We start from the raw sequence: 19,293 nt of genomic DNA, 5'->3' as shown, positions 1-19,293 counted from the left end.
CGTTGACGATCTGCTGGTCGACATCTTCAACCTTTGCCGTGAACCATCCAGTATCTCGCAAGCTTGCGGGAAGCGCGGACAAGAGGTCCGAAAAGTCAGATGCAGAAGGCCGGTCCTTCACTCTATCCTCGATGAACGTTGGTCGCGATCAATGCGGATTCTCGGGCAACGCCACAACAACCTCATCGTCATGAAACCAGCCAGCCGCGACAACATGCGCTTTCACGGCGGCTGGATCGGCCGAGTAGGTAACCAGTGCGAGGCTAGATTTGGCGCGACTACAGGTCACGTAAAATAGCCGTCGCGTCCGATCGATCGCCGAATCACGCCCTTCTTCGGCATTTTTTAGATCGGTCGCGCTGGGCGCCTTAGCGCCCAGCAGCTTCTCATATCCAAAGAGAAATCCTCGGGCGTCGCCATCGTCCATGAGGACCATGACCCGATCAAACTCCAGGCCCTTCACCCCTTGATGCGTGTCGAACGCTGCTTCCTTGACGACATAGGCCGCATAGGGCGGAATGACCGAAAAGGGGCAGTCGAGGAAATTCAGTATCGCTTTGAGGTTCCGGCCGACTGGATCGGCAGCCTCATCCTCGGGGGCCACGATCTCGTCTGCGCGCTGCGCGGCGAGCGCGGCCTTCAGACTTTCCGGAACCTGGAACAAGCCGGTACTGGCGACATTTTCGAGCACGGCCGCACAGCTAGGCTCTCCCGGTGTCCAGAGCGCCAAAAGACTGTCGATCGCGGACTGCGCCAGTCGAAGCTGGTCGAGCGGCTTTGCCGATCGCTTCAGATTATCCTTGCTCAGCAGTGGCGAGGCATCCCGAACGAGTTTCGCGATAGCGAATTTGTCGTTGCGCTGATGAGCAGACACCAGCGGCAGCACATAGTGCGTGAAAAACCGTGTGGCCGGAAAGCTGCCGTCCAGAAAGCTGGTACGAAACTCGTCGACCGAAGCCAGCGCCTCGAACAGCGGCTCGAACCCCATCCGCTTGGCGGCCATGTGATGTTCAAGGGTCAAAACCTTGCATTTCGTCGGGTCATTCCACGCGTCGTCACTGGTCAGCACCGCCATATAGGCGCGGACCCGGTCCTCGGCGGCAGGCTTGTCCGCGAGGTCGCTGGAGAAGACGAACAGCCTTGCCCAGCCTTCACCGGCATCGTCGCGCGGCTCCTGCTTGTGGCTATCGGCGCCGTCGCGGATGTCGTTGATGAGGCGGACGATGCGATGCGGACTGCGGTGATTGAGGCGCTTTTCCGGAAACGCCCAGCCTTCCGGAATATCTCGCTCGATCTGTTCCTTACCGTCGAGATAGATGCGCTGCATGGTGTCGCCGATGAGCCCGAGGCAAAAGCGGTCAGCGTGCGCTTGCTGGACTGCGAACAGCGCATCGATCAACGTCTTGCTCGTATCTTGGCTCTCATCGATCAGCAGGAACGGATATTTCTCCACGAACATGCGCTGCATTAGCGACTTTTCGAGCAGGAATGCCGAGAAAATCTTGATGACCTCAGCATGGTTCAGCGCGTTTCGCTCACGATTGTCGCCGCTCGGATTGTAGGTGAAGACCTTGATCTCGTCCAAACGGCCAATCCGGCGCTGCTTCGATTCGATCTGGATCTGGCGCGCGGCAGACGCCTTCGTGCCGGGACGGCCCTTCCCTTCCTCGATCGTGAGGGCTTCGATCTCAGCCTGCAAATTGGCTCGAAGCCACACGCGGATGTCGGCATTGAAGTTCTGGATCTGCATCCATGCGAAGCTGTGGATAGTGCGCACTACGAACAGCGGATCATATTCGAGCCGGCGGGTGATCTCATCGCAAGCCGCGTTAGTATAAGTGATCACCGCAACATGACGCGCCCGCAACCGCAGGACGTCGCGATACTTGTCCGCGACATGGCGAAGCGCGTTGACGAGGGAACGTGTCTTCCCCGAGCCCGCGCCAGCGAACATGAAAAAGCTCCGCGGGCGCTCCAGGTCGAGATACGTCGCGAGCTGGCTCTCGACATCATCATCAAGAGTGACGTTCGAAAAGGCGGGGCCTTGGGTCATACTGGCGTCTCGAGTGCCGGCGCCTCATTTGGCGGGGGATCTAGCGCGAGGATTTGGGCGAGGCCCAGTTCGGCCTTTTTCCGTTCGAGCTGCGTACCGAGCCAGAGGAGCCCTTCGCGAATATAGTGCGGCGGCTTCAGGTCGCTGGGGTTCTCGATCTCTAGCAAATCCAGCGCGAATTCGGCCTTGTTCCCGCTCTTCAGCGCCAGCTTCATCGCCGTGCTGAGCGCGGCAAAATCGGCGCTGTCGGCGATCGCTCCCCGAAACTTTGCAATGAGCCCGGCCCCGGGAAGGTCGGCGAACAGGTCGAGATTGCCAACCACGATGGCATCCTCGAGGGTGTAGGCAAGCGCCTCGGTCGTCGCTCCCTTGAACTCGACTTCGACCGGGCATTGGTAGGCGATCCGGAGCTTGAAGCGCTCGGCATCATAAGCCTTTTCCTTGTCGGCTTCGGGCTTGTCGAGAAGGGCGTCTAGCTCGCTGATCGCCGGCCACCAGTTGCGCAGAGTGTAGTTGCCGGACGTGTGCGCGGCACCTCGAACGGGCGCTGCTGTGTTGCCATCAGCATCCTTGGAATCGATATCGGTGATCACCAGCGTAGTAAGCCCGATCTTCTCGATCAGGCTGCGCAGCTTATGCGCATGGCTGCCGCCGATTTCCAGCCAGGTGATATAGCTCTCCGACAGCTTCGCGAACTCGGCATGGGAATTCACGAAACTAGGCACGAGGATGCGCTCAGCTGGTCCCTCGATCAACACCGCGGCGTCAGCGAAGAACAGGTCGCAATGGGTGACCTTCAGATAGCGCGTGACGAACCGCTTGGTATCCAGGTCACCGCCGAACGCATTTTCCAGATTGATGACGCAGGAGGTCGGGATCGTCTTTTGCCCGCCGGGCAGCCGGCGGAAATACCGGAGCGACTCGAAATTGCATTCATGCGCGATGTGGCTTGAGTGCGTGCTCACGACCATCTGGGTCACGAAGTTCGGATTTGCGCGCAACAGCTCGTGGTTGCGCAGGATCTTGTACGCCTGACGGATGAAGACCTGCTGGACCTGCGTGTGCAGATGCACCTCGGGTTCTTCGATCAGGACCAGGTGCAACGGGGCGATGATGTCGTCTTCGGCGGCCTTGTGCTGGGCCTTGCCGACCCGCATCCAGCTGTCGCGGAACGCCATCAGCCTGAAGACCATCGAAATCAGGTTCTGGTAGCCGAGGCCGTTCGAGTCCTCTGGTAGAAACAGATCGACCGAATTGTCGCCATCCTGCATCGGAACTACAAACTGTACCGCTGCATCATGGTTCAAACCCTCGACGGGCCGGATCCGCGTCGAGATGCTGAGCTTCGGATCGGTGACCCCCGGATATCCGAGAGTGTCCATCTCGGTGAGCGGATTCTTGAATCCGTCGGTCAGGCGCAGGTTGAAAGCCTTTTGCGCTTCCTCGATCGCTCTCAGCGCCAAAAGATCCTGAGCATCCGGGTTCTCATACGGGTCGAGATGACGCGAGTAATATTGCCGTAGCTGCGCCGAGAGCCGCCGCGAGGTCGCGCTGCTCGCGCTCGCCTCGCCCTCCGCGCTCACCTGCTCGCCAGCGTGCCCAAAACCTCGTTGCGCGCTGATCTCGTGAATCCGGATCAGGCCCTTGAAGGGATCACCGTCGATGGGGTCGGCACCCAGGAGTTGCTGAGGTCGGGCCAGCCCGTGTTCGGGTTCGATGCATGCCGCCGGGTCGAGAACATAGGTCTTGACCCCGAAATAGCTCGATACGCGACGCTGTAGGAACTCGACCAGAGACTGGGGCCAGATCGCGACCTGGAAGTTTTCCGGTGCTTCGCCCTTCTCCTGCGCGAGTGCCGCTCCGGCGGCTTGCAGCTTACGCGCGTCGCTGCGGGCGCTTAGATAGTCTTTCTGAAGCTGCTCCCCGTCCTTTGGCTCATAGCGCAACCTGACACCCAGGCGCCCGCCCGCCCAATCGAGGGTGGGCAGGATCTTCTGGACGTAGTGAACCTCATGCTCCTCGACGTGGAGCCAGACATCCAGCGATGGCAGGACTTCGTCCCAGGCTGGCGACGGCAGCGCTGCTTCCGCGACATGCGCATCCTCCCAGCTCTGGCCCATCGCGCTGATGGCTGGCCAGTGCGAAAGGGTGAAGTCGTTGAAGCAGAAGCTCGAGCGCTCCCAATCGACAAGGAAGTAACGAAGCGCGGTGATAGCAGAGGTTTTTCCGCTGTTGTTCGCCCCAACGAACACTGTCTTTTCAGGCGAGAGTCCGATTCGTGTCGAAATCAGCTTCCTGAAATTGGCAACCTCAACGAAATCGATGCGCATATCCCGCCCTTTCTCAAGGGAACATAGCCAAACAACGCCTCCACGCAACGGAGTGGGGAGACTGGGGCGGAGATTGGCGCGCTGAACGGATCGATGACGAGGACATCTTTGCCCGCCTGCTCGCATTCGACCAGACTCGTTCGACTACGGGAGGATGGCGCCGATTAATTGCGCGGAAACGATCAAGGTGCCTGATCTATTTAGGCCAGATCTTGCTCATTCGCGGCACCGCCAAACGGACGTCGGAGATCGGCTCTGGACCAGCACTGCCGTTCGGCAAACTATCTATGAATGGCAGTTATGTCCCAGACCAAGTCTTTCCGCCGTTGCTGAAGCGGGCTGAACGAAAGGCGGGAATCGATCACGCTAGATCGAGCCGCGAACGTCCGGGTTGTTGGCGGCTTCCGCCACCACGCCGCAACGGCAGCGGACGACTAACCCCCGCCATTCAGCGGATCTGGCCTATCTTCCGCTTGAACCAAAACCCGCCGTTCGGTTGCATGCGGCCCCTTACATTGGGATAGGCGCCAGCTCCGTCCATGCATTTTGTGTTTTCCATATGTTCTGATATTGCCCAAGTAGGGGGTAATAGGTGATGGCCGACGAACTGCTGTTTCATAAGTACGACTTGTCGCGAGTGATCGAGAACCAGCGGGCGGAGCTGCTGAAAGAGCTCGATGCCATGGCGGACAGCCGTTTGCTCAATACCGATCTGGCAGCACTTCAGAGTTACACGCAGCAGAAATATCAGCTGGAAATGATCGAGCTAGGCGAGCCGAGCGTCGATGAAGGCCGCACGAAAATGCAAGTCGGACGGTATGGTGGTTTCCACAGTGGCTACGATGACGGCGGCTCTGTGTCGGTGGACGCTCAGCGCTACACGCTCGAAGTACCTTTCACCGGCGACAAGGACTTGTTCTTCTGCCGGGGTTCCACCTTCAACATGAACCCACCGCGTGGGACTGTCAGAGACAGCGTCATCGCAACAACAATGGTGGAGCGACAGCCCACCGCTGACCAGATCAACGCCACGTTTGAGCGGTTTCTGAAGGACCTCGACGAGCATCTGGGCTGGTTGCATCCCGACGTGGTGCGCTGGAACGAGTCCATCGCTGCGGTCGTCGGTAGTCATGTACAGGCTCGGCGCGCGCGCGCCGACCAGGCCGGGGCCGTTGCGTCCGGACTCAAATTCGCCCTCAAGCAGCGTAATGATCGCGCTGCCACCTTCGCAGCACCGGTTGCGGCCCGCAAGAAAATCGCCCCGCAACTGCCGCCGGCAAAACCGGCCGCGCCCCCTGAGCCTGCACTGAGCGATGCCATCTATCGCGATATCCTCGATACCCTGCAGCAGATGGCGGAAGTCATGGAACGTAGTCCCCATGCCTATGCCGACATGGATGAGGAAACGCTGCGGTTTCAGTTCCTTGTGCCTCTCAATGCGAAATTCGATGGCGAGGCACGCGGCGAGGCCTTCAATTATGGCGGCAAAACCGACATCCTGATTACCTCGCAGGGGCGCAATATCTTCATCGGCGAATGCAAAATCTGGAAAGGCGAGAAAGCCTTGTCCGAAGCCATCGATCAGGTGCTTGGCTATCTCAGCTGGCGGGATACCAAGGCGGCGATCCTGCTATTCAACCGCAACCGTTCCTTCTCGGATGTGCTGGCGAAGATCCGCCCGACCATGGAGAAGCATCCGCAGTGTACCAGCTTCGACGGGAAGCGCGGCGAAAGCGAGTTTGCGTTCACGTTTGCGCGCGCCGATGACGTGAGCCGCAAGCTCAAGCTGACGGTACTGGCCTTCGACGTGCCGGGTCATGTCGAAGGCGGCCCATCCATTCGGCAACTCTAATATGAGTCAGAGCCAGCACAGTGGAATCAAAGGGGATCGCGCGCTACAGGCGGGCGACGAAGATCGTCTGGGTTTCAGGCAGATTGCGGCGCGTATCGCCACATCGCTGGTTGACCACGCATCGGATGGCGGCCTCGTCATCGGCATCGACGGTGCATGGGGCACGGGGAAATCGAGCCTTCTCTTCCTCATTGAGGATGAGCTGAGCAAGCTCGACGCTAATCAGCGCCCTACGGTCATCAATTTCCGTCCGTGGCTTGTGGGTCAGCGCAACACCCTGCTGGCAAGTTTGTTCAGCACACTCTCCACTCAGATCAACAAAGTCGCCGCCGAAGCTGGAAATGCGACAGGCGTATCGTTGGAGAAGGCAAAGGCCGCTGCCGACGCCCTGCGTATGTTCACTGAGGGACTGAGCAGGGTCGGCTCCTTTGTCGAGTTTGCCGGTGACGCAAGTGGGTTTGTTTGGGCAACGTGGGCTGGCAAAGGGCTAAAAGCCATCAAAGGAATAGGCAAAAAATCCGAAGCTCGACCGTTGTCGGAATTGAAGGACAAACTCGTTCGGGCGCTAGAGGATCTCGGTCACCGCTTCATCATCACGATCGACGACGTGGATCGCCTTGAGCCGTCCGAAGTGATCGAGGTGTTGCGCCTCGTCCGCTCGGTCGCAGACTTCCCGAACGTCATCTATCTGCTCTGCTATGACAGCGAGATTCTCGCTCATAGCATCAAGAAGGCGGCCAAAGTTAAGAGCGGACAGGCCTATCTGGAGAAGATCGTCCAGCTCACCGTCATGGTGCCGACACCCGAAGCGTTCGAGTTGCGCCAGTGGTTCACGGATGACTTGCATGCGATTGCAACACCCAAGAGCGAGGATGAGCTCTCACGGCTGAGGTCCGTGATCGACTGCGAAGGCGGTCGTCTGCTCAAGACGCCCCGCGCCGTGGTGCGTGCACTTGATTCCATTCGTTTCTTTTGGCCGTCCCTACGCGAAGCGGGCGGCGACCTTGCTGATCTGGTTTGGCTGCAACTCATCAAAGACGGAAAGCCTGCGCTTTATCGTTGGATCGAAAACTATTCGGCTGAGGCGACCATTCTTGCGCTTGGTACGGGGACCATAAGCGATGGTGAGAAGACCCAGCAACTCACCAAGTTGCTGGGTTCGGTTGACGACGGTTTCTTCGCGGATTCCACCTATCGTTTCTACTTCTCGGAGCATCTCCCGGGAATGGAGGCTGACATTGACGAGAATGGCACGTTTGAACTTTTTCAGCGGGACGGCGAGGACGTCCGGGCAGCGGCCATCCGGCACCGCCGTCTTGCCAGCCCCGATCATTACCGACTCTATTTTGCTTTGTCGGCCCCAGCCCATACCGTAACCGGCTTCAGTGCAGATGAAATTGCTGCGGCGGCTGAAGCGAGTAGCGCCGAGATCGGTCGTATTCTTGTCGAGCTGCACAAGCAGCGCATCGGCACGAGCGCCATGGGACAGGCCGACGTTCTGCTTGAGCGCTTTAAAACCGCACATGAAGGGCTGTCGTCCAACCAGAGCCAGCATTTGCTACTGGCATTTTCCAACGTTCTCGATGATGCCTACCGCGCCCGACCGTTCGACATTGTGTGGATGAGTACACTATGGGATCGAGCAGAGCGTTTAGTTCCGACACTTTTCGGAAAGCTCAGTCCCGAGCAACGCCAGGCGACGATCGCCGGGATGTTCGAGCAAGGAAAGGCCATCAGTTGGCTGTCCAAGCTGTTCCGCAGGGAGACGTTCAGACACGGGCGCTTTGGCGACCGCAGGAAACCGGAACAAGATTGGATTTTGAGTGACGCGGAATTGGATCTGGTCACGGCCATTATGCTCCGCCGTTATCAAACTCTCAAGAAGAATGACCTGTTTGCGTTGATTGATCCGCTCGACGTCCTGTTTGCATGGTCACAGGGCGGTGACGCAGACGGCCCGAAAAAACTCATCGCAGGCTGCATTGCAGATGATGAAGGGCTGATCGATACGCTGGAAAAGCTGACCACCTATGTCACGAGCAGCGATCGGGGAAGGTACTCGGTCCTGAAGCGTAACCACCTTGAAAGTTTCGTGGACTTCGACAAGGCTCGCGAGCGGACTGCGGCGCTGGGCGCTCGCGGAGGCTCGCTGGCGGTGCGCGCGCATGCCCTCGTTGCCGCGTTCGATTCTGCGGATCCTGATTATGATTGAGGTGTCGGTTGCGCCGCCACTTCCGCAGAGCATATACCCTGGCAAATTCGCCATCGGGATGGGCGTACCAGTCGCCCCCTGCCGCTCACTATCGCGTAGGCCGACAGAAGCTACCAGTCCGCTCCTAGCCAAACGTCAGTCGCTTGACGAGCGCAATCCGTCGGAGGCTGGAGCGTCCGCTCTTGCCGACAGCCGGAGTTCACATATTCATCCGGAGATGACCGCTTTGTCCCAACCCTCGTCACTCCCAGCCACGCCTTCTGTATGAGGGTAGGGCAGGTTTCGATCCGCTGATTCAAGGGCCGGAATGACTGGAATTTGGGCTTTGGCGCCTCAGTCCACGGTCACGATCGAGTACTTCAGTCGCATTTCGTCCAGTAGTCCCTCGATCGCGACACGCTGCGCAGCAGTGCCGCTCGGCTTAATGTCCCAGTTGCAGTGCGCGTGCGTTGCCGGGTCGCGCACGATGACCTTTCCAATCGCCCGCCGCCATGTCTGCGAACTGCCGCCTCTCACGCGAACGAGGTGGGCGATGAGCAGTTGTTCAAGGTCTGAGGCAGTCATACTCCCCCGTTTAGCCGCTGGAGGTGACCAGGCAAGCTGTCGGCTCTTCCAGCGGCTGCAGCCCGATCGTCCGCACTGGTGAAACCTTCATCCCCGCATGCCTCAGCGTTCCCGGGATCCCGCCACCCCGGACATCCCGCGCCAGCGAGCATATTGGTCCGCTTTAGCCGGATCGGGATCCACCTCGCCGGCCAGCCAGAATCGGAACCAGTCGAGGTTGCGTTCATTGACAGCAAGCTGGTGGCGAGGCTGCCATTTGATGTGCATTTCCTGGGGGAATGCCCAGAGTTCGGCGGGCTTGCCGGCGCGCTGCAGTCGGGACAGCAGCTCGACATTGGACCGATATTCCTGCTCGGGCACCTGCATGAGAAATGGCGCCGAGATCCGGTCCGCGTTGAACGCCGGCGATATCCGCCGCCATCCTTTGCGGTCATGATCGGGATCGCCGATCCCCCATGAACTGCGCAACACACCAGCGACATCGCGCCCAGCGACTGCATTGTACCAATAATAGGCCGGGGTCAGCATGACGTTGGCGACGGACAGAGCGCGCAATCGATGGGTATGGATCGCAAGCCAAGCGGCCACCTCACCGCCGAAGCTGACCCCGCCGACGCCCACGCGCGCAGGATCGATGGTGCCCTCGGAGGTCAGCTTGTCAATGATCGTTCCGATGCCGGCTTCAGCTACCGCATAAGCCTCGGTGTTGCGGCCCCCACCGACAAAGCCAGCAGCGCGATTGATGCACATCGCCGCGATCCCATGTGCCGCGAGCGCTCTCAACGGGAATTCGTCGCCAAGCCCGCCGCGCAGATAGCCCGCGCAGGAATAGTAGGTGATGAACAAGGGCACAGGCCCGGTGTGCCCAGGCGGCAGAGCAATGAACCCTGCAAAGGGTCGCCCCTCGGCATCGACCCAATTCAGCGGCGCAAAATGGGGCTCACTCGATGGCAATTCAGGATTGGGGGAAGCAAGGGTTCGCAGGGCACCGCTTTGCGGATCGACCAGTACGAGGTGCGGCGGAACATTCGCACTGGCCGCAACGCAGGCGATCACGACTTCGTGCGCAGCGCAGGGATCACCAAGATCTGCGCCCCCTTCAAGCAGACCTTCGCCAGCCACCAGTTGGCGCATGGATCCGTCGGCAAGATTCCAGACGATCAGCGAGGAATTGTTGGGTGTCTGGCGAACCTCGAGCATCACTTCATTGCGGTGCCCGATCCAGCTGATCGATCTCACCTTCGACGGATTGCACAACGCATCGGTACACCGCGCGACTTCCTTCCCTTCGGGCGCGGCGAGGACAAGGCGATAGTCCTCCCCTTTGCCAAGCAGAAGGACATTGCCGCGATCATCGCCGGACTCTGCGCGAACCATAACAAATTCGCCGCCCAGCTTATCGAAGCCCTTGATCGGTGGCGCGTAGAGCTGCTGCTCTTGCCCGCTGGCACCGCGCAGTATGCCGGATTGGGGATCGAGGATCTCAAGGTGTGGCGCCTGCTTGGGCAAAATACCCCCTTGCTCGAACCAAGCCCCGCGCAAACGACCTGTCGCCCAGCGCCCGTCGATCCAGTCGCCCCGATAAAGCGGTCGCTGCGGATCAACGCTCGCATCGATCAGGGTCCCCCTGTCCTTCTCTTCCTCCTCGGCAAGAGCAATGGCCGCACGTGATCGGCCGACTGCAACGGCAATCTTGTGCCCGTTCTCGAGCGCCGCCACGTCCGTGACGTTCCCGTCCTCGTGGGTCAGTTGGCGCACGTCGTTGCCATCGACCTCTGCGCGCCAGACCTGCGCTTCACCCTTCGCAAGCTTGCGGAACAGGATCGCGCGCGAGTCCGAGGTCCAGATCGGCGCGCGCGCCAGCATCGTACCATTGAGCAAGGTTGGTTCACCCGCGTCAGCAAACCGCCGTGGCGGTTTGGAACCGTCTGCGGGCGCGACGAACCAGGCAATGTCATATGCGTTGCGGTCGATCGAGGCACGCGCTTCGCGCCAGACGACAAGGCGCCCATCCGGGGAAATCGACGGGCTATCGATCCGCGTCATTTCGATTTCTGCCCGAATCCCGGCCCCGGCAGCGGCATGAGCCGCAACCGGGGCCAGAACCAGCAGGGCGAGCGCAAGGGGAGCTGAAGCCTTGCGCATCACCATGCCTTTACCAGCTGGAGAGCAATGACCCGACCGGCCGCGCTTGCCTGTTCGGGATCGAAACCCGATGCCGAATAGGGCGTGCGATTGTTGACGTAGGGCGGATTGCGGTCAAACAGGTTCGTCACGCTGAGCGACAACCGTGTCCCGCGCATCGGGCCATCGACCTCGCCAAAGGTCTTGCTCAACTGGACATCAACGGTCGTCCAGCTGGCAACATGTTCGACCGGACTGACCGCAGTGTTGGCGTAGCCGGCGGTGTGGTTGACGAAACCTGCAAACCCGACGCTACCAAGCTGAAGCGATGCGCGACCACGGACGCGATAGCGCACCGGGTTGCCGATCGTGCCAAGGGCTTCGACCACGGGCGATGTCGCGGTGAACTGCTGCGTCAGGTGGAACAACCAGGTACCCGAAGCGCCAACTTCAAAGGACCCGCCCGTCAGAGCCTTGCGATAGCCGAGATCGAAATCGATCCCGTCGAGGTGGTTGCGCGCAAGGTTCGCGTTGCGCGCATCGATCACATAGGCAATCGCCGAGCCGGGAATGCCGAACGGGTTCGCAAAGTTCGGATCGGCATAGAGAGTGGCCAGCGTTGCCGCCGATGGGTTGGCGGTGATCAGCGAGGCGTAGCGGTCGCGCTGGGTGAGGAACGTGAAGGCATCGACCGCCGGGTTGAAGATGCGGTCGCGATACGAGACGTCGAACCAGGTCATGCTCAATGCAAGACCGGGCACGGCCTTCGGCCGGAGATCGATACCGGCCGTCAACGTACGCGCTCGTTCCGGTCCGATCGCCGGATTGTTGCCGAACAGCGCGACGACATTGCTCGATCCGCCAGGCGATGTCGGATCGGATACCGGCAGAGGTACGACCTGGCTGAGTCCTGGTCCCTGACGCACATCGAAGAAGCCCGGCGCGTGGAACGAGGTGCCGTACGCGCCGCGCAGGGCCAGCCCCTCGACGGGTTCCCACGTCACGCCAACTTTCGGATTCGTCGTCGTCCCGAAATCGGAATAGTGCTCAATGCGGCCCGCCACCGAGAATTCGAGCCGGTGGATCCCGGAAATGCCCTGCCCCGGTCCGACCAGCGGCGCCATGAGTTCGGCATAGCCCGCAACGACATGTCGCGAGAGCGGGTAGCCGGTGTCGCCACCCGAGATCGGGCTGAGGCTGAAATCATCATAGACATAGGCGGAACCGAAGGCTTCGGCCCGGTATTCGGCGCCGACGGCAAGCCGCAGAGCACCACCCGGCAGCGCGAACAGTGGCCCGTCGAACTTCAACCCTGCCGTGGTCTGGCGCGAGCGATCGCGTTGCGTCGCAGAGCCGCGCACCTTGTCGATCGTCGCCACGCTGGTGTGCGAGCCATCGCCGAACACGTTGAAAGCTGTTGCCGGATTGCTGTCCGCAAGCGCGGCCGCCAGGCGGGCACTGTTGACCTCGTTCAGTGATTCCAGCTGTTCATGTTGCTGGCCGTAGCTGCCATAGACTTCGCCATGCCACTGACCGAACCGTGCCTCGAGCGAGGCCGAGGTCGCCCAGTTGGTGACGTGCGCCCTGTTGAGCGGCGCGCCGAGATCCTTCCGGAAATCGTAGGTGACGCTGACCGGCTGACCGGTGCCGATCGGATCGACGTAGAATGGGTTGGCAGACGTGACCGTGACCGGCGAATTGAGCGCGAAGTAGCGCTGAGACGACCGGCGATCGGCGGCAAAGCCCTGGACGCGCAACGTGACCGCGGGAGTGATTTCCTGCTCGAAGGCAATGACGCCGGCATGGCGGCGGGTTGCGGGCAGGAGATCGGTTTGGCTACGGCCATCGCCAAGGTTGGTGACGCCGGGGATCAGGTCGGACCCTGACAGATGCGTGCCATCCTGCCCCTTCGGAATACCATAGACGCTGCCGTCAGCCGCCGTGATCGTGCCAGGGTTGGCATAAGCCTGGCGATAGTCGGGCCCAAGATAGCGGCGCAGGTCTTCGGTCGCATAGGCGCGGTCCTCCGAACCGAGGCGCGTGCGATCGTAGTATTCGTAAGACCCCATGATCCGGCCTGTGGACCACTTCTTGCCGACGATCTGGCTCGCCTGGAATTCGGTAAAGCCATCCGCGATCCCTGTGCGCAGGCTGGTTTCAGCGCCCTCGAAATTACGGCGGAGCCTGACATTGACCACGCCGGCAACCGCGTCCGAGCCGTAAATTGCAGAGGCCCCGTCAGCGAGCACTTCGATCCGCTCGATCGCGCTCGTCGGGATCAGCGAGAGATCGACGAAGGTGCCCCCTCCCCCGCCCAGCGCGAGCCGGTTGCCTTCCACGAGCGTCAGCGTCGAAGTCGTCCCGAGGCCGCGGAGGTTGACGCTCGCGCCGTAGCCGATGTTGCCGCCGGCATTGTTGCGCGTGGTGAAGCCGACCGTGCCCTCATTGGCGCCGCCGCCGAAGTTCTGCGGGATCGCGGCCATGACCTCCTGGGTCGTGGCAAGGCCACTTTGCTCAATGTCCTTGCGGTCGATCGCGATCACCTGCGCGCCGGCCGGCGCAGACCCGCGAATGCGGGTGCCTGTGACCAGGATTTCGGGGGTGTCGGCAATCACCCCCTCCCCCGGCAGACGCGCAGTTGCGAGCCTGACCGCGTAAGAATCGCCGACCTCGACGCTCTGCAGTCCAGACCCTACCAGCAGAAGCGACAGGGCCTCGCCGACCGTGAAGGTGCCGCGCACCGCCGGGGCACTGCGCCTGCCCACGACATCGGCATCTGCCAGCACGGTCCGCCCGGATGCTTGCGCAAGGCTGCGCAGGGCATCGGCCAGCGGCTGCGCAGGCAGATCGAGGAGCAGTCGTCGGGTATCGCGCGCCTGCGCACCATGCGGTGCAACGAGCACAGTAGCCGCCATCAGCGTGGCGACGATCGAACGGGTATGGGTCATGGACGTCATGGTCTTGCCTCCCTGGCGCCCGAATGAGCGCTCATGGCGGTGGAGACGCCGGCGGTCGCAATCACCCGACAGAAATTTTTGATGGGCGCGATCACGCTCGCCGTAGCGGAGCGCGGGGTGCTGACCCCGTCAGCCGAGCCGGAGCTCTATGCTGAACAACCGGGTCCGTTCACCTCGCACCTCTTCCCTCGCCCCCTCCCCTCTTCTGGTAGGTCATAGCGGGAAATATCCGAAGTTCTGGCCCAGAGAATGTCTTGCCGAGACTGTGCAATCCGCTCGAAGAACAGGCTCAACTCAGCGAGCGCTCGGGATCTAGAAGGATAAGCGCGGCCCCTTCGCCGGAGCCGAGAGCAGCATCGTGCCAACGCCAAAGTACCAGACTGCACCCGCCACGGTTCTGCACAGATGGCACGAGCGCTCCTTCCATACCGTCGGCGATGAGTTCAACAGCAAGCTGCCAACTTGGCGGAGGATTACGAGATGTTTGTGCCAGCGCCTTCCATGACGTTTCCAGCGCTTGAGCAACCTCTGAATCGAAGGGGCCACCCCGGCCGTCAGTAAGATCGGCGATGCGCGATGCGTTGACGTGGTAAGGTGCAAGAGTACCAGGTTTGGGCAGGCCCTGATAGAATTCGGCCACGGCCGTTGCGTGATCGGTCGCCAGATAGAGCGCAGGAGTTCCGCGCGGATTCCAACGCCCACCATAGAGCCTTGCGCCCTCACCCGATAACGGCGTGCGTTGGTGGGGTATCGGCAGCATGCGCCATAGCGGAACAGAAAGATGGCAGATCGGATAGCTCATGAAGGAAAGTTAGCCGCAGCTTTCCTCAGCAAGAATGGTCCCTCGTTGTGAGACAGGCAGCCACAATTTCATGAATAGACGCCTTCGGCCATGCGCTCGAGGTCTTCGAGCACCGCATCAGCATGACCTTCCTCAACCAGCTCCTCGGCAGTCTTACCCCATCCAGGAATCGGCTGGTACTTGAACCAGATGATTGCGCGACCTTCTTCACCCGACAAGTCTGCTGCCCGGGCGATGATGCGGGCAATCTGCCCCAACTTTTCCTGAACAGCCGGGCTTTCCGGGCGGCTCGTCATCACATTGCGATTGAGATGCGCCAGCTTCGAAAGCCGCGTCAGCGGAAGACGCAGCCGGTCCGCCATGCGCTTGGGGGCGATCAGGTCGCCGTCACGGATATCATCAAGAAACGCTGCAAGCATGGGTGCACTCCTTGCCCCAATATATGCCACCAAATTTGCTACGACAAGATTGGAAGGCGTATGCGTGACACCCACGGAATTCAGGAATGCGGACGCAGGTCAATCGCTTGCCCGACCCGCACGACCGCAAGTCCGTTCACCGCTGCAACCGTTCGCGCAAAGGCTTCAGGATCATCACCCCTGAAACCGCCCGACAGCCGCATGTCCGCGATGTCGCGTGTCGCCAGGCGAATTTGCATGGCGTTCTGGCGATTGAGCTGCGCGACCGCCTGACCCACAGTCAGATCGCTGGCGGGCAACAGCGTCGATCGGACAGGCTCCGCCACGGCCGTCGTCCGTACCACTGCAGCTTGCGTGGTTACGGTCCGCCCCGCGGATAGATGACGTGTCTCTCCGCCAGGCAAGGTCGCTTCGGCGGCACCGGACACGACCTCGATCCTGCCGTCGTCGCCGGCAACGGTCACGTCGAGCACGGCATCGTCCGTTCGGACCGACACGTCCCGCACATGGATTTCCAGTGGCCGGACATCGTTGCGGCCTGCGTGGATGCTCGCATGCCCGGCCTGCAGTTCGATGCGGCGCAAGGCCGAACCGATCTGCACCTGCGCTCGGCTCGCGCCGTCCAACGTCAAAGCGCTGCCGTCCTCAAGCTGCCAGGTGCGCATCTCGCCGGACACGGTCTGATAGGATCGTGCTTCGACCGCGCCGCCGATTTCGAGCATGGGCCCCACCCCGACGAAGCGAACCGACAGCAAACCCACCGTGACCATCACGGCCAGCGTCACCGCCACGACATGGGTGCTGCGCCGCATATGGAACGGTGCGCGCACAAGGCTGCGCGAACGTCCGATATCGGTGTTCGCCAGCAGCCGGCTTTCCCGCCAGGTCCGCTCGACCTCGGCATAGGCAAGGCGATGGCGCAGATCCCGCTCGAGCCAGACCGCAAATTCGGCCTCGATTGCGGTGTTGCCGTCATTGCCTTCACGGCGCGCCAGCCAATGCGCCGCTTCTGCGCGGATCGTCTCCGGGATCGAATCGCCAACGATGTCGCTCATGGTTCGCGCAAATGCCTGGCGAGTTGCTGGAGAGCCCGGCTCATCTGCTTTTCAACGCCGCGCACGCTCAACCCCGTCTGCCTTGCGATCTCGGCATAGCTATAGCCGTCGAGACGGCGCGCGAGAAACACATTCCGGGCCAACGGTTTGAGTCGGTCAAGCGCACGTTCGAGCCGAACGAGCCGGTCCCGCGCTTCCAAACAGGCAATCGGATCGGCCCCGGCAAGATCCACCTCTTCAAAGGGCACGTGCCGTTCTTCGGCGCGCCTGTACGCCGCGCGCGCGTTGTCGCGCTCGGCATTGCGGGCTGCCTCGGCAATGAAGCTCGACGGCGTCTCGATCTCGGCAAGCGCCTGTCCCCGTCCCGCCAGACGAACGAAGACCTGGTGAACGACGTCCTCGGCCTGGTCGAGCCCGGTCTTTCGCGCCAGTCTGCGCAGCAGCGAAGGACGCTCGGCCCGGTACATCTCGTCGAGCAGGCTCGCCGACAAGGCATCGAGCGGCACGAGCGCGGGAAAGCCCGGCTCGCTCATCGGCCCGCACGCCAGCCGGGTCTTGCGACCTCTCGCCCCTTCGAATGCCGCACCATAGGAAAACCTATGCCCTCATTGCGAGGCGCTCCGGCGAAATGGCCGGAAGCTGAGAACATGCTTGGAGTGCATGCGCCGGCCCCTTTGGTCCCGAAGGACTTGGACATACGAACCGGCAATCCGGCCACGAACTCGCGGCAGAAACTTGAGAGGAACTCCAAGCGAGGTTCTCAGGCCTCGGCGCAGCCCGTTTCGACTACGCAATTGAAATCTATGTCAGAAAAATGACCGTGACAAGCCGCTCAACCGCGTGTGATCGCCGAAACCACGTCCAAAGCGGTTTCAAGCGGTACAAAAAGGCGGGTCTGGAAACGGATGATCTCGGTAAAGCAGCCTTGCGCCTTGTACCAGTCGAGCCGAGCGGCCAACCATCCGGTAAGTTCAAGCCGCTGGGCACCATTGACGAGGCTGCGCTTGAGCGTGAGCGGATCGACACTCGCGACCTCCATCGCGCGACCTGTAGCAAGCACGGCTTCAACGACGACGTGTGGCGCTAGCGGTGCCCCCTCCCCCAGCCCAAGCGCACGGTACAGCGCGGGCACATGCGCTGCCGGAACCTCGCGGCCGAGCAGCGAGCGCCCGTCACGCGCCGCGATGCGCGAGACGCGGACATGGTCTACGGGCAACTTGTCCCAGACCGGAAGCAGCAAGCCGGTGGCGAGATGCAGCCGCTCAACGCTGAGCGATGCCGCAGCCTCATCGATTTCGCCGCGCCAGCATTCGCGGAAGATCTCATGATCGACCGGTTCCCAGTTGCTCTCGGCAAGATCGTCGGCGCTCATCCAGGTGCGCTTGAGCGGCCGGATCAGTTCGAACCGGGCGATGCGCGCACCTTCGTCGGTCAGCAGGCTGCGTGCTGGCACGACAAGTGCGATACGGCCCGACCGCACATTGCGCACCGGGCGGTGCTGCGGATCAGCGAGTGCATGGAGCCCCTCCAGACGTTCGAACGTCAGTGGTTTGAGGGCGCGCGCGATTTCAAGCTCGAGGAGATGGGTTGTCGCCCCGGAAATCGTATCGGTGCGCAAGAGTGTGTCCGAGACGATCTCGTAGCGTTCGACCGCGATCGTTTCGACACCGAGGTCCAGCGTTCCGGCTGCCCGTGCGGCATCGACCCGCGCTTCGACCAGTCCCAGGAATTCATCAAAGATCGCGTTCTGCAAGGCTATCGGCAGCGCCAGAATGCGGTTGAGCCAGCGCTGGATCGGGGGGAGATCGTCGGCCAGCGATCCATCCGGGTTCTCGATGGAAAGACCGGTCAGCTCCTGGAACCGCCTCAGTGACACGGCATCGAGCTTGCCCTGGAACAGCAGGCCGAACCAGCGATGCAGCGCCTCCTTTGCGTAGGAACTCTCGAGGTTGTCTGCCGGATCGAACAGATTCTGTCCGCCGGTCTGACGTTGGCCGCGCGTCAGCGCGCCAAGGCTGTCGAGGCGCCGGGCGATGGTCGAGATGAAACGCCGCTCGCCGCGGACATCGGTCGTGACCGGGCGGAACAAGGGGGCCGAGGCCTGATTGGTGCGATTGGTTCGTCCCAGCCCCTGGATCGCCGCGTCGGCACGCCAGCCAGGTTCGAGCAGGAAGTGCACGCGCCGAGCCTGGTTCTTCGCGGAAAGGTCGGCGTGGTAGCTTCGGCCCGTGCCGCCGGCGTCGGAAAAGACCAGGATACGCTTGTCACCGTCCATGAAAGCCTTCGTCTCGACAAGGTTGGCGCGCGGACTGCGCGACTGGAGCTTTTGCCGCCCATCAGCGCCGACAATCAGCCGCCTGCTGCGCCCGGTCACTTCGGCGATAGCATCGACGCCGAATCGCTCGATGATGGCATCGAGCGCCGGCGCGATCGGCGGAAGGGCGCAAAGTTGCTCGATCATCCGGTCGCGCGCCGCGACCGCTGCCCGGCAAAGCACGGGGTTGCCCTGTTCGTCGATCATCGGCTCGGATCGGGGATTGCCGTTCTCGTCGGTGAACACCGCCATCAGCCGGACCGGGAAGCTCTTCTCAAGGTACAGCACAACCGCCTCGCGCGGTGACAGGTCGATCTCGAGCGCCTCCCGCTCGGCATCGGACAAGTCGGCGAGCCGCCGATCGAGCATGGCTTCGGAGGTCGAGACGAGCTGAACGACGACGGCATGGTCCGCGGCGAGCGCCGCCTCGATCGCGGGAAGCAGGCTGGGCAGTTTGAGGGAAAGGAGCAATTGCGCGAAGAAGCGCTGTTCTGTCCTGCTGGGGTGTGTATTATTTGAAGTAATAGATTGATTAAGCATTGAGATTCCTCGCTTGAGGTAAGAGGGCGCATCATTGGGCTGCGCGCAGCTCAGAGTGGGCTCCTCTCTCT

At 61.5% G+C, this 19,293-nt stretch carries 12 protein-coding genes; 2 read left to right on the top strand and 10 right to left on the bottom strand.

What is annotated here, in order from left to right; all coding sequences use genetic code 11:
- Positions 1 to 148 precede the first annotated feature (148 nt).
- Both K3A84_RS17770 and K3A84_RS17765 read right to left on the bottom strand, forming a co-directional pair.
- Positions 149 to 2,053, bottom strand: coding sequence for a UvrD-helicase domain-containing protein (locus tag K3A84_RS17770; protein WP_225010831.1), 1,905 nt, complete (start codon positions 2,051 to 2,053; stop codon positions 149 to 151).
- Positions 2,050 to 4,383 carry an AAA family ATPase gene (locus K3A84_RS17765; RefSeq protein ID WP_225010830.1) on the bottom strand — a complete coding sequence of 778 codons (2,334 nt, stop codon included), beginning with the start codon at positions 4,381 to 4,383 and terminating at the stop codon, positions 2,050 to 2,052. Before K3A84_RS17765 ends, K3A84_RS17770 begins: the two co-directional genes overlap by 4 nt.
- Positions 4,384 to 4,978: 595 nt before the next feature.
- Here K3A84_RS17765 and K3A84_RS17760 point away from each other — a divergent pair.
- Together K3A84_RS17760 and K3A84_RS17755 are read left to right on the top strand one after the other, a co-directional pair.
- Positions 4,979 to 6,235 (top strand): hypothetical protein, encoded by a 1,257-nt coding sequence (locus K3A84_RS17760; RefSeq protein WP_225010829.1) that lies wholly within the window; start codon positions 4,979 to 4,981, stop codon positions 6,233 to 6,235.
- A 1-nt stretch (position 6,236) separates the two neighbouring features.
- Entirely contained in the window at positions 6,237 to 8,447 is a 2,211-nt protein-coding gene (locus K3A84_RS17755; protein ID WP_225010828.1) for a KAP family P-loop NTPase fold protein, read from the top strand.
- Positions 8,448 to 8,780: 333 nt separating this feature from the next.
- Here K3A84_RS17755 and K3A84_RS17750 read toward each other — a convergent pair whose 3' ends face one another.
- The 8 genes from K3A84_RS17750 to K3A84_RS17715 all read right to left on the bottom strand — a co-directional run bounded on the left by K3A84_RS17750 (position 8,781) and on the right by K3A84_RS17715 (position 19,153).
- Positions 8,781 to 9,011 carry a hypothetical protein gene (locus K3A84_RS17750; RefSeq protein WP_225010827.1) on the bottom strand — a complete coding sequence of 77 codons (231 nt, stop codon included), beginning with the start codon at positions 9,009 to 9,011 and terminating at the stop codon, positions 8,781 to 8,783.
- A gap of 102 nt (positions 9,012 to 9,113) precedes the next feature.
- On the bottom strand, positions 9,114 to 11,162 hold the full coding sequence (locus K3A84_RS17745) for an Atxe2 family lasso peptide isopeptidase (protein WP_225010826.1): 2,049 nt from the start codon (positions 11,160 to 11,162) through the stop codon (positions 9,114 to 9,116).
- Entirely contained in the window at positions 11,156 to 14,092 is a 2,937-nt protein-coding gene (locus K3A84_RS17740) for a TonB-dependent receptor plug domain-containing protein (protein WP_225010825.1), read from the bottom strand. The genes K3A84_RS17745 and K3A84_RS17740 overlap by 7 nt, the downstream gene beginning before the upstream one ends.
- A gap of 289 nt (positions 14,093 to 14,381) precedes the next feature.
- Positions 14,382 to 14,894 carry an RES family NAD+ phosphorylase gene (locus K3A84_RS17735; protein WP_225010824.1) on the bottom strand — a complete coding sequence of 171 codons (513 nt, stop codon included), beginning with the start codon at positions 14,892 to 14,894 and terminating at the stop codon, positions 14,382 to 14,384.
- A gap of 68 nt (positions 14,895 to 14,962) precedes the next feature.
- Entirely contained in the window at positions 14,963 to 15,313 is a 351-nt protein-coding gene (locus K3A84_RS17730; protein ID WP_169495129.1) for a hypothetical protein, read from the bottom strand.
- An 80-nt stretch (positions 15,314 to 15,393) separates the two neighbouring features.
- Complete coding sequence (locus K3A84_RS17725) at positions 15,394 to 16,368, bottom strand: FecR domain-containing protein (RefSeq protein WP_225010823.1); 975 nt, start codon at positions 16,366 to 16,368, stop codon at positions 15,394 to 15,396.
- Positions 16,365 to 16,901, bottom strand: coding sequence for an RNA polymerase sigma factor (locus K3A84_RS17720; protein ID WP_225010822.1), 537 nt, complete (start codon positions 16,899 to 16,901; stop codon positions 16,365 to 16,367). Before K3A84_RS17720 ends, K3A84_RS17725 begins: the two co-directional genes overlap by 4 nt.
- 299 nt (positions 16,902 to 17,200) lie before the next feature.
- Complete coding sequence (locus K3A84_RS17715; RefSeq protein ID WP_318248330.1) at positions 17,201 to 19,153, bottom strand: strawberry notch C-terminal domain-containing protein; 1,953 nt, start codon at positions 19,151 to 19,153, stop codon at positions 17,201 to 17,203.
- Positions 19,154 to 19,293: the final 140 nt, after the last annotated feature.

Source organism: Novosphingobium percolationis (genome assembly GCF_020179425.1).
Taxonomy (GTDB): Bacteria; Pseudomonadota; Alphaproteobacteria; order Sphingomonadales; family Sphingomonadaceae; genus Novosphingobium; species Novosphingobium percolationis.
This window is presented reverse-complemented; position numbering and strand designations above follow the sequence as displayed.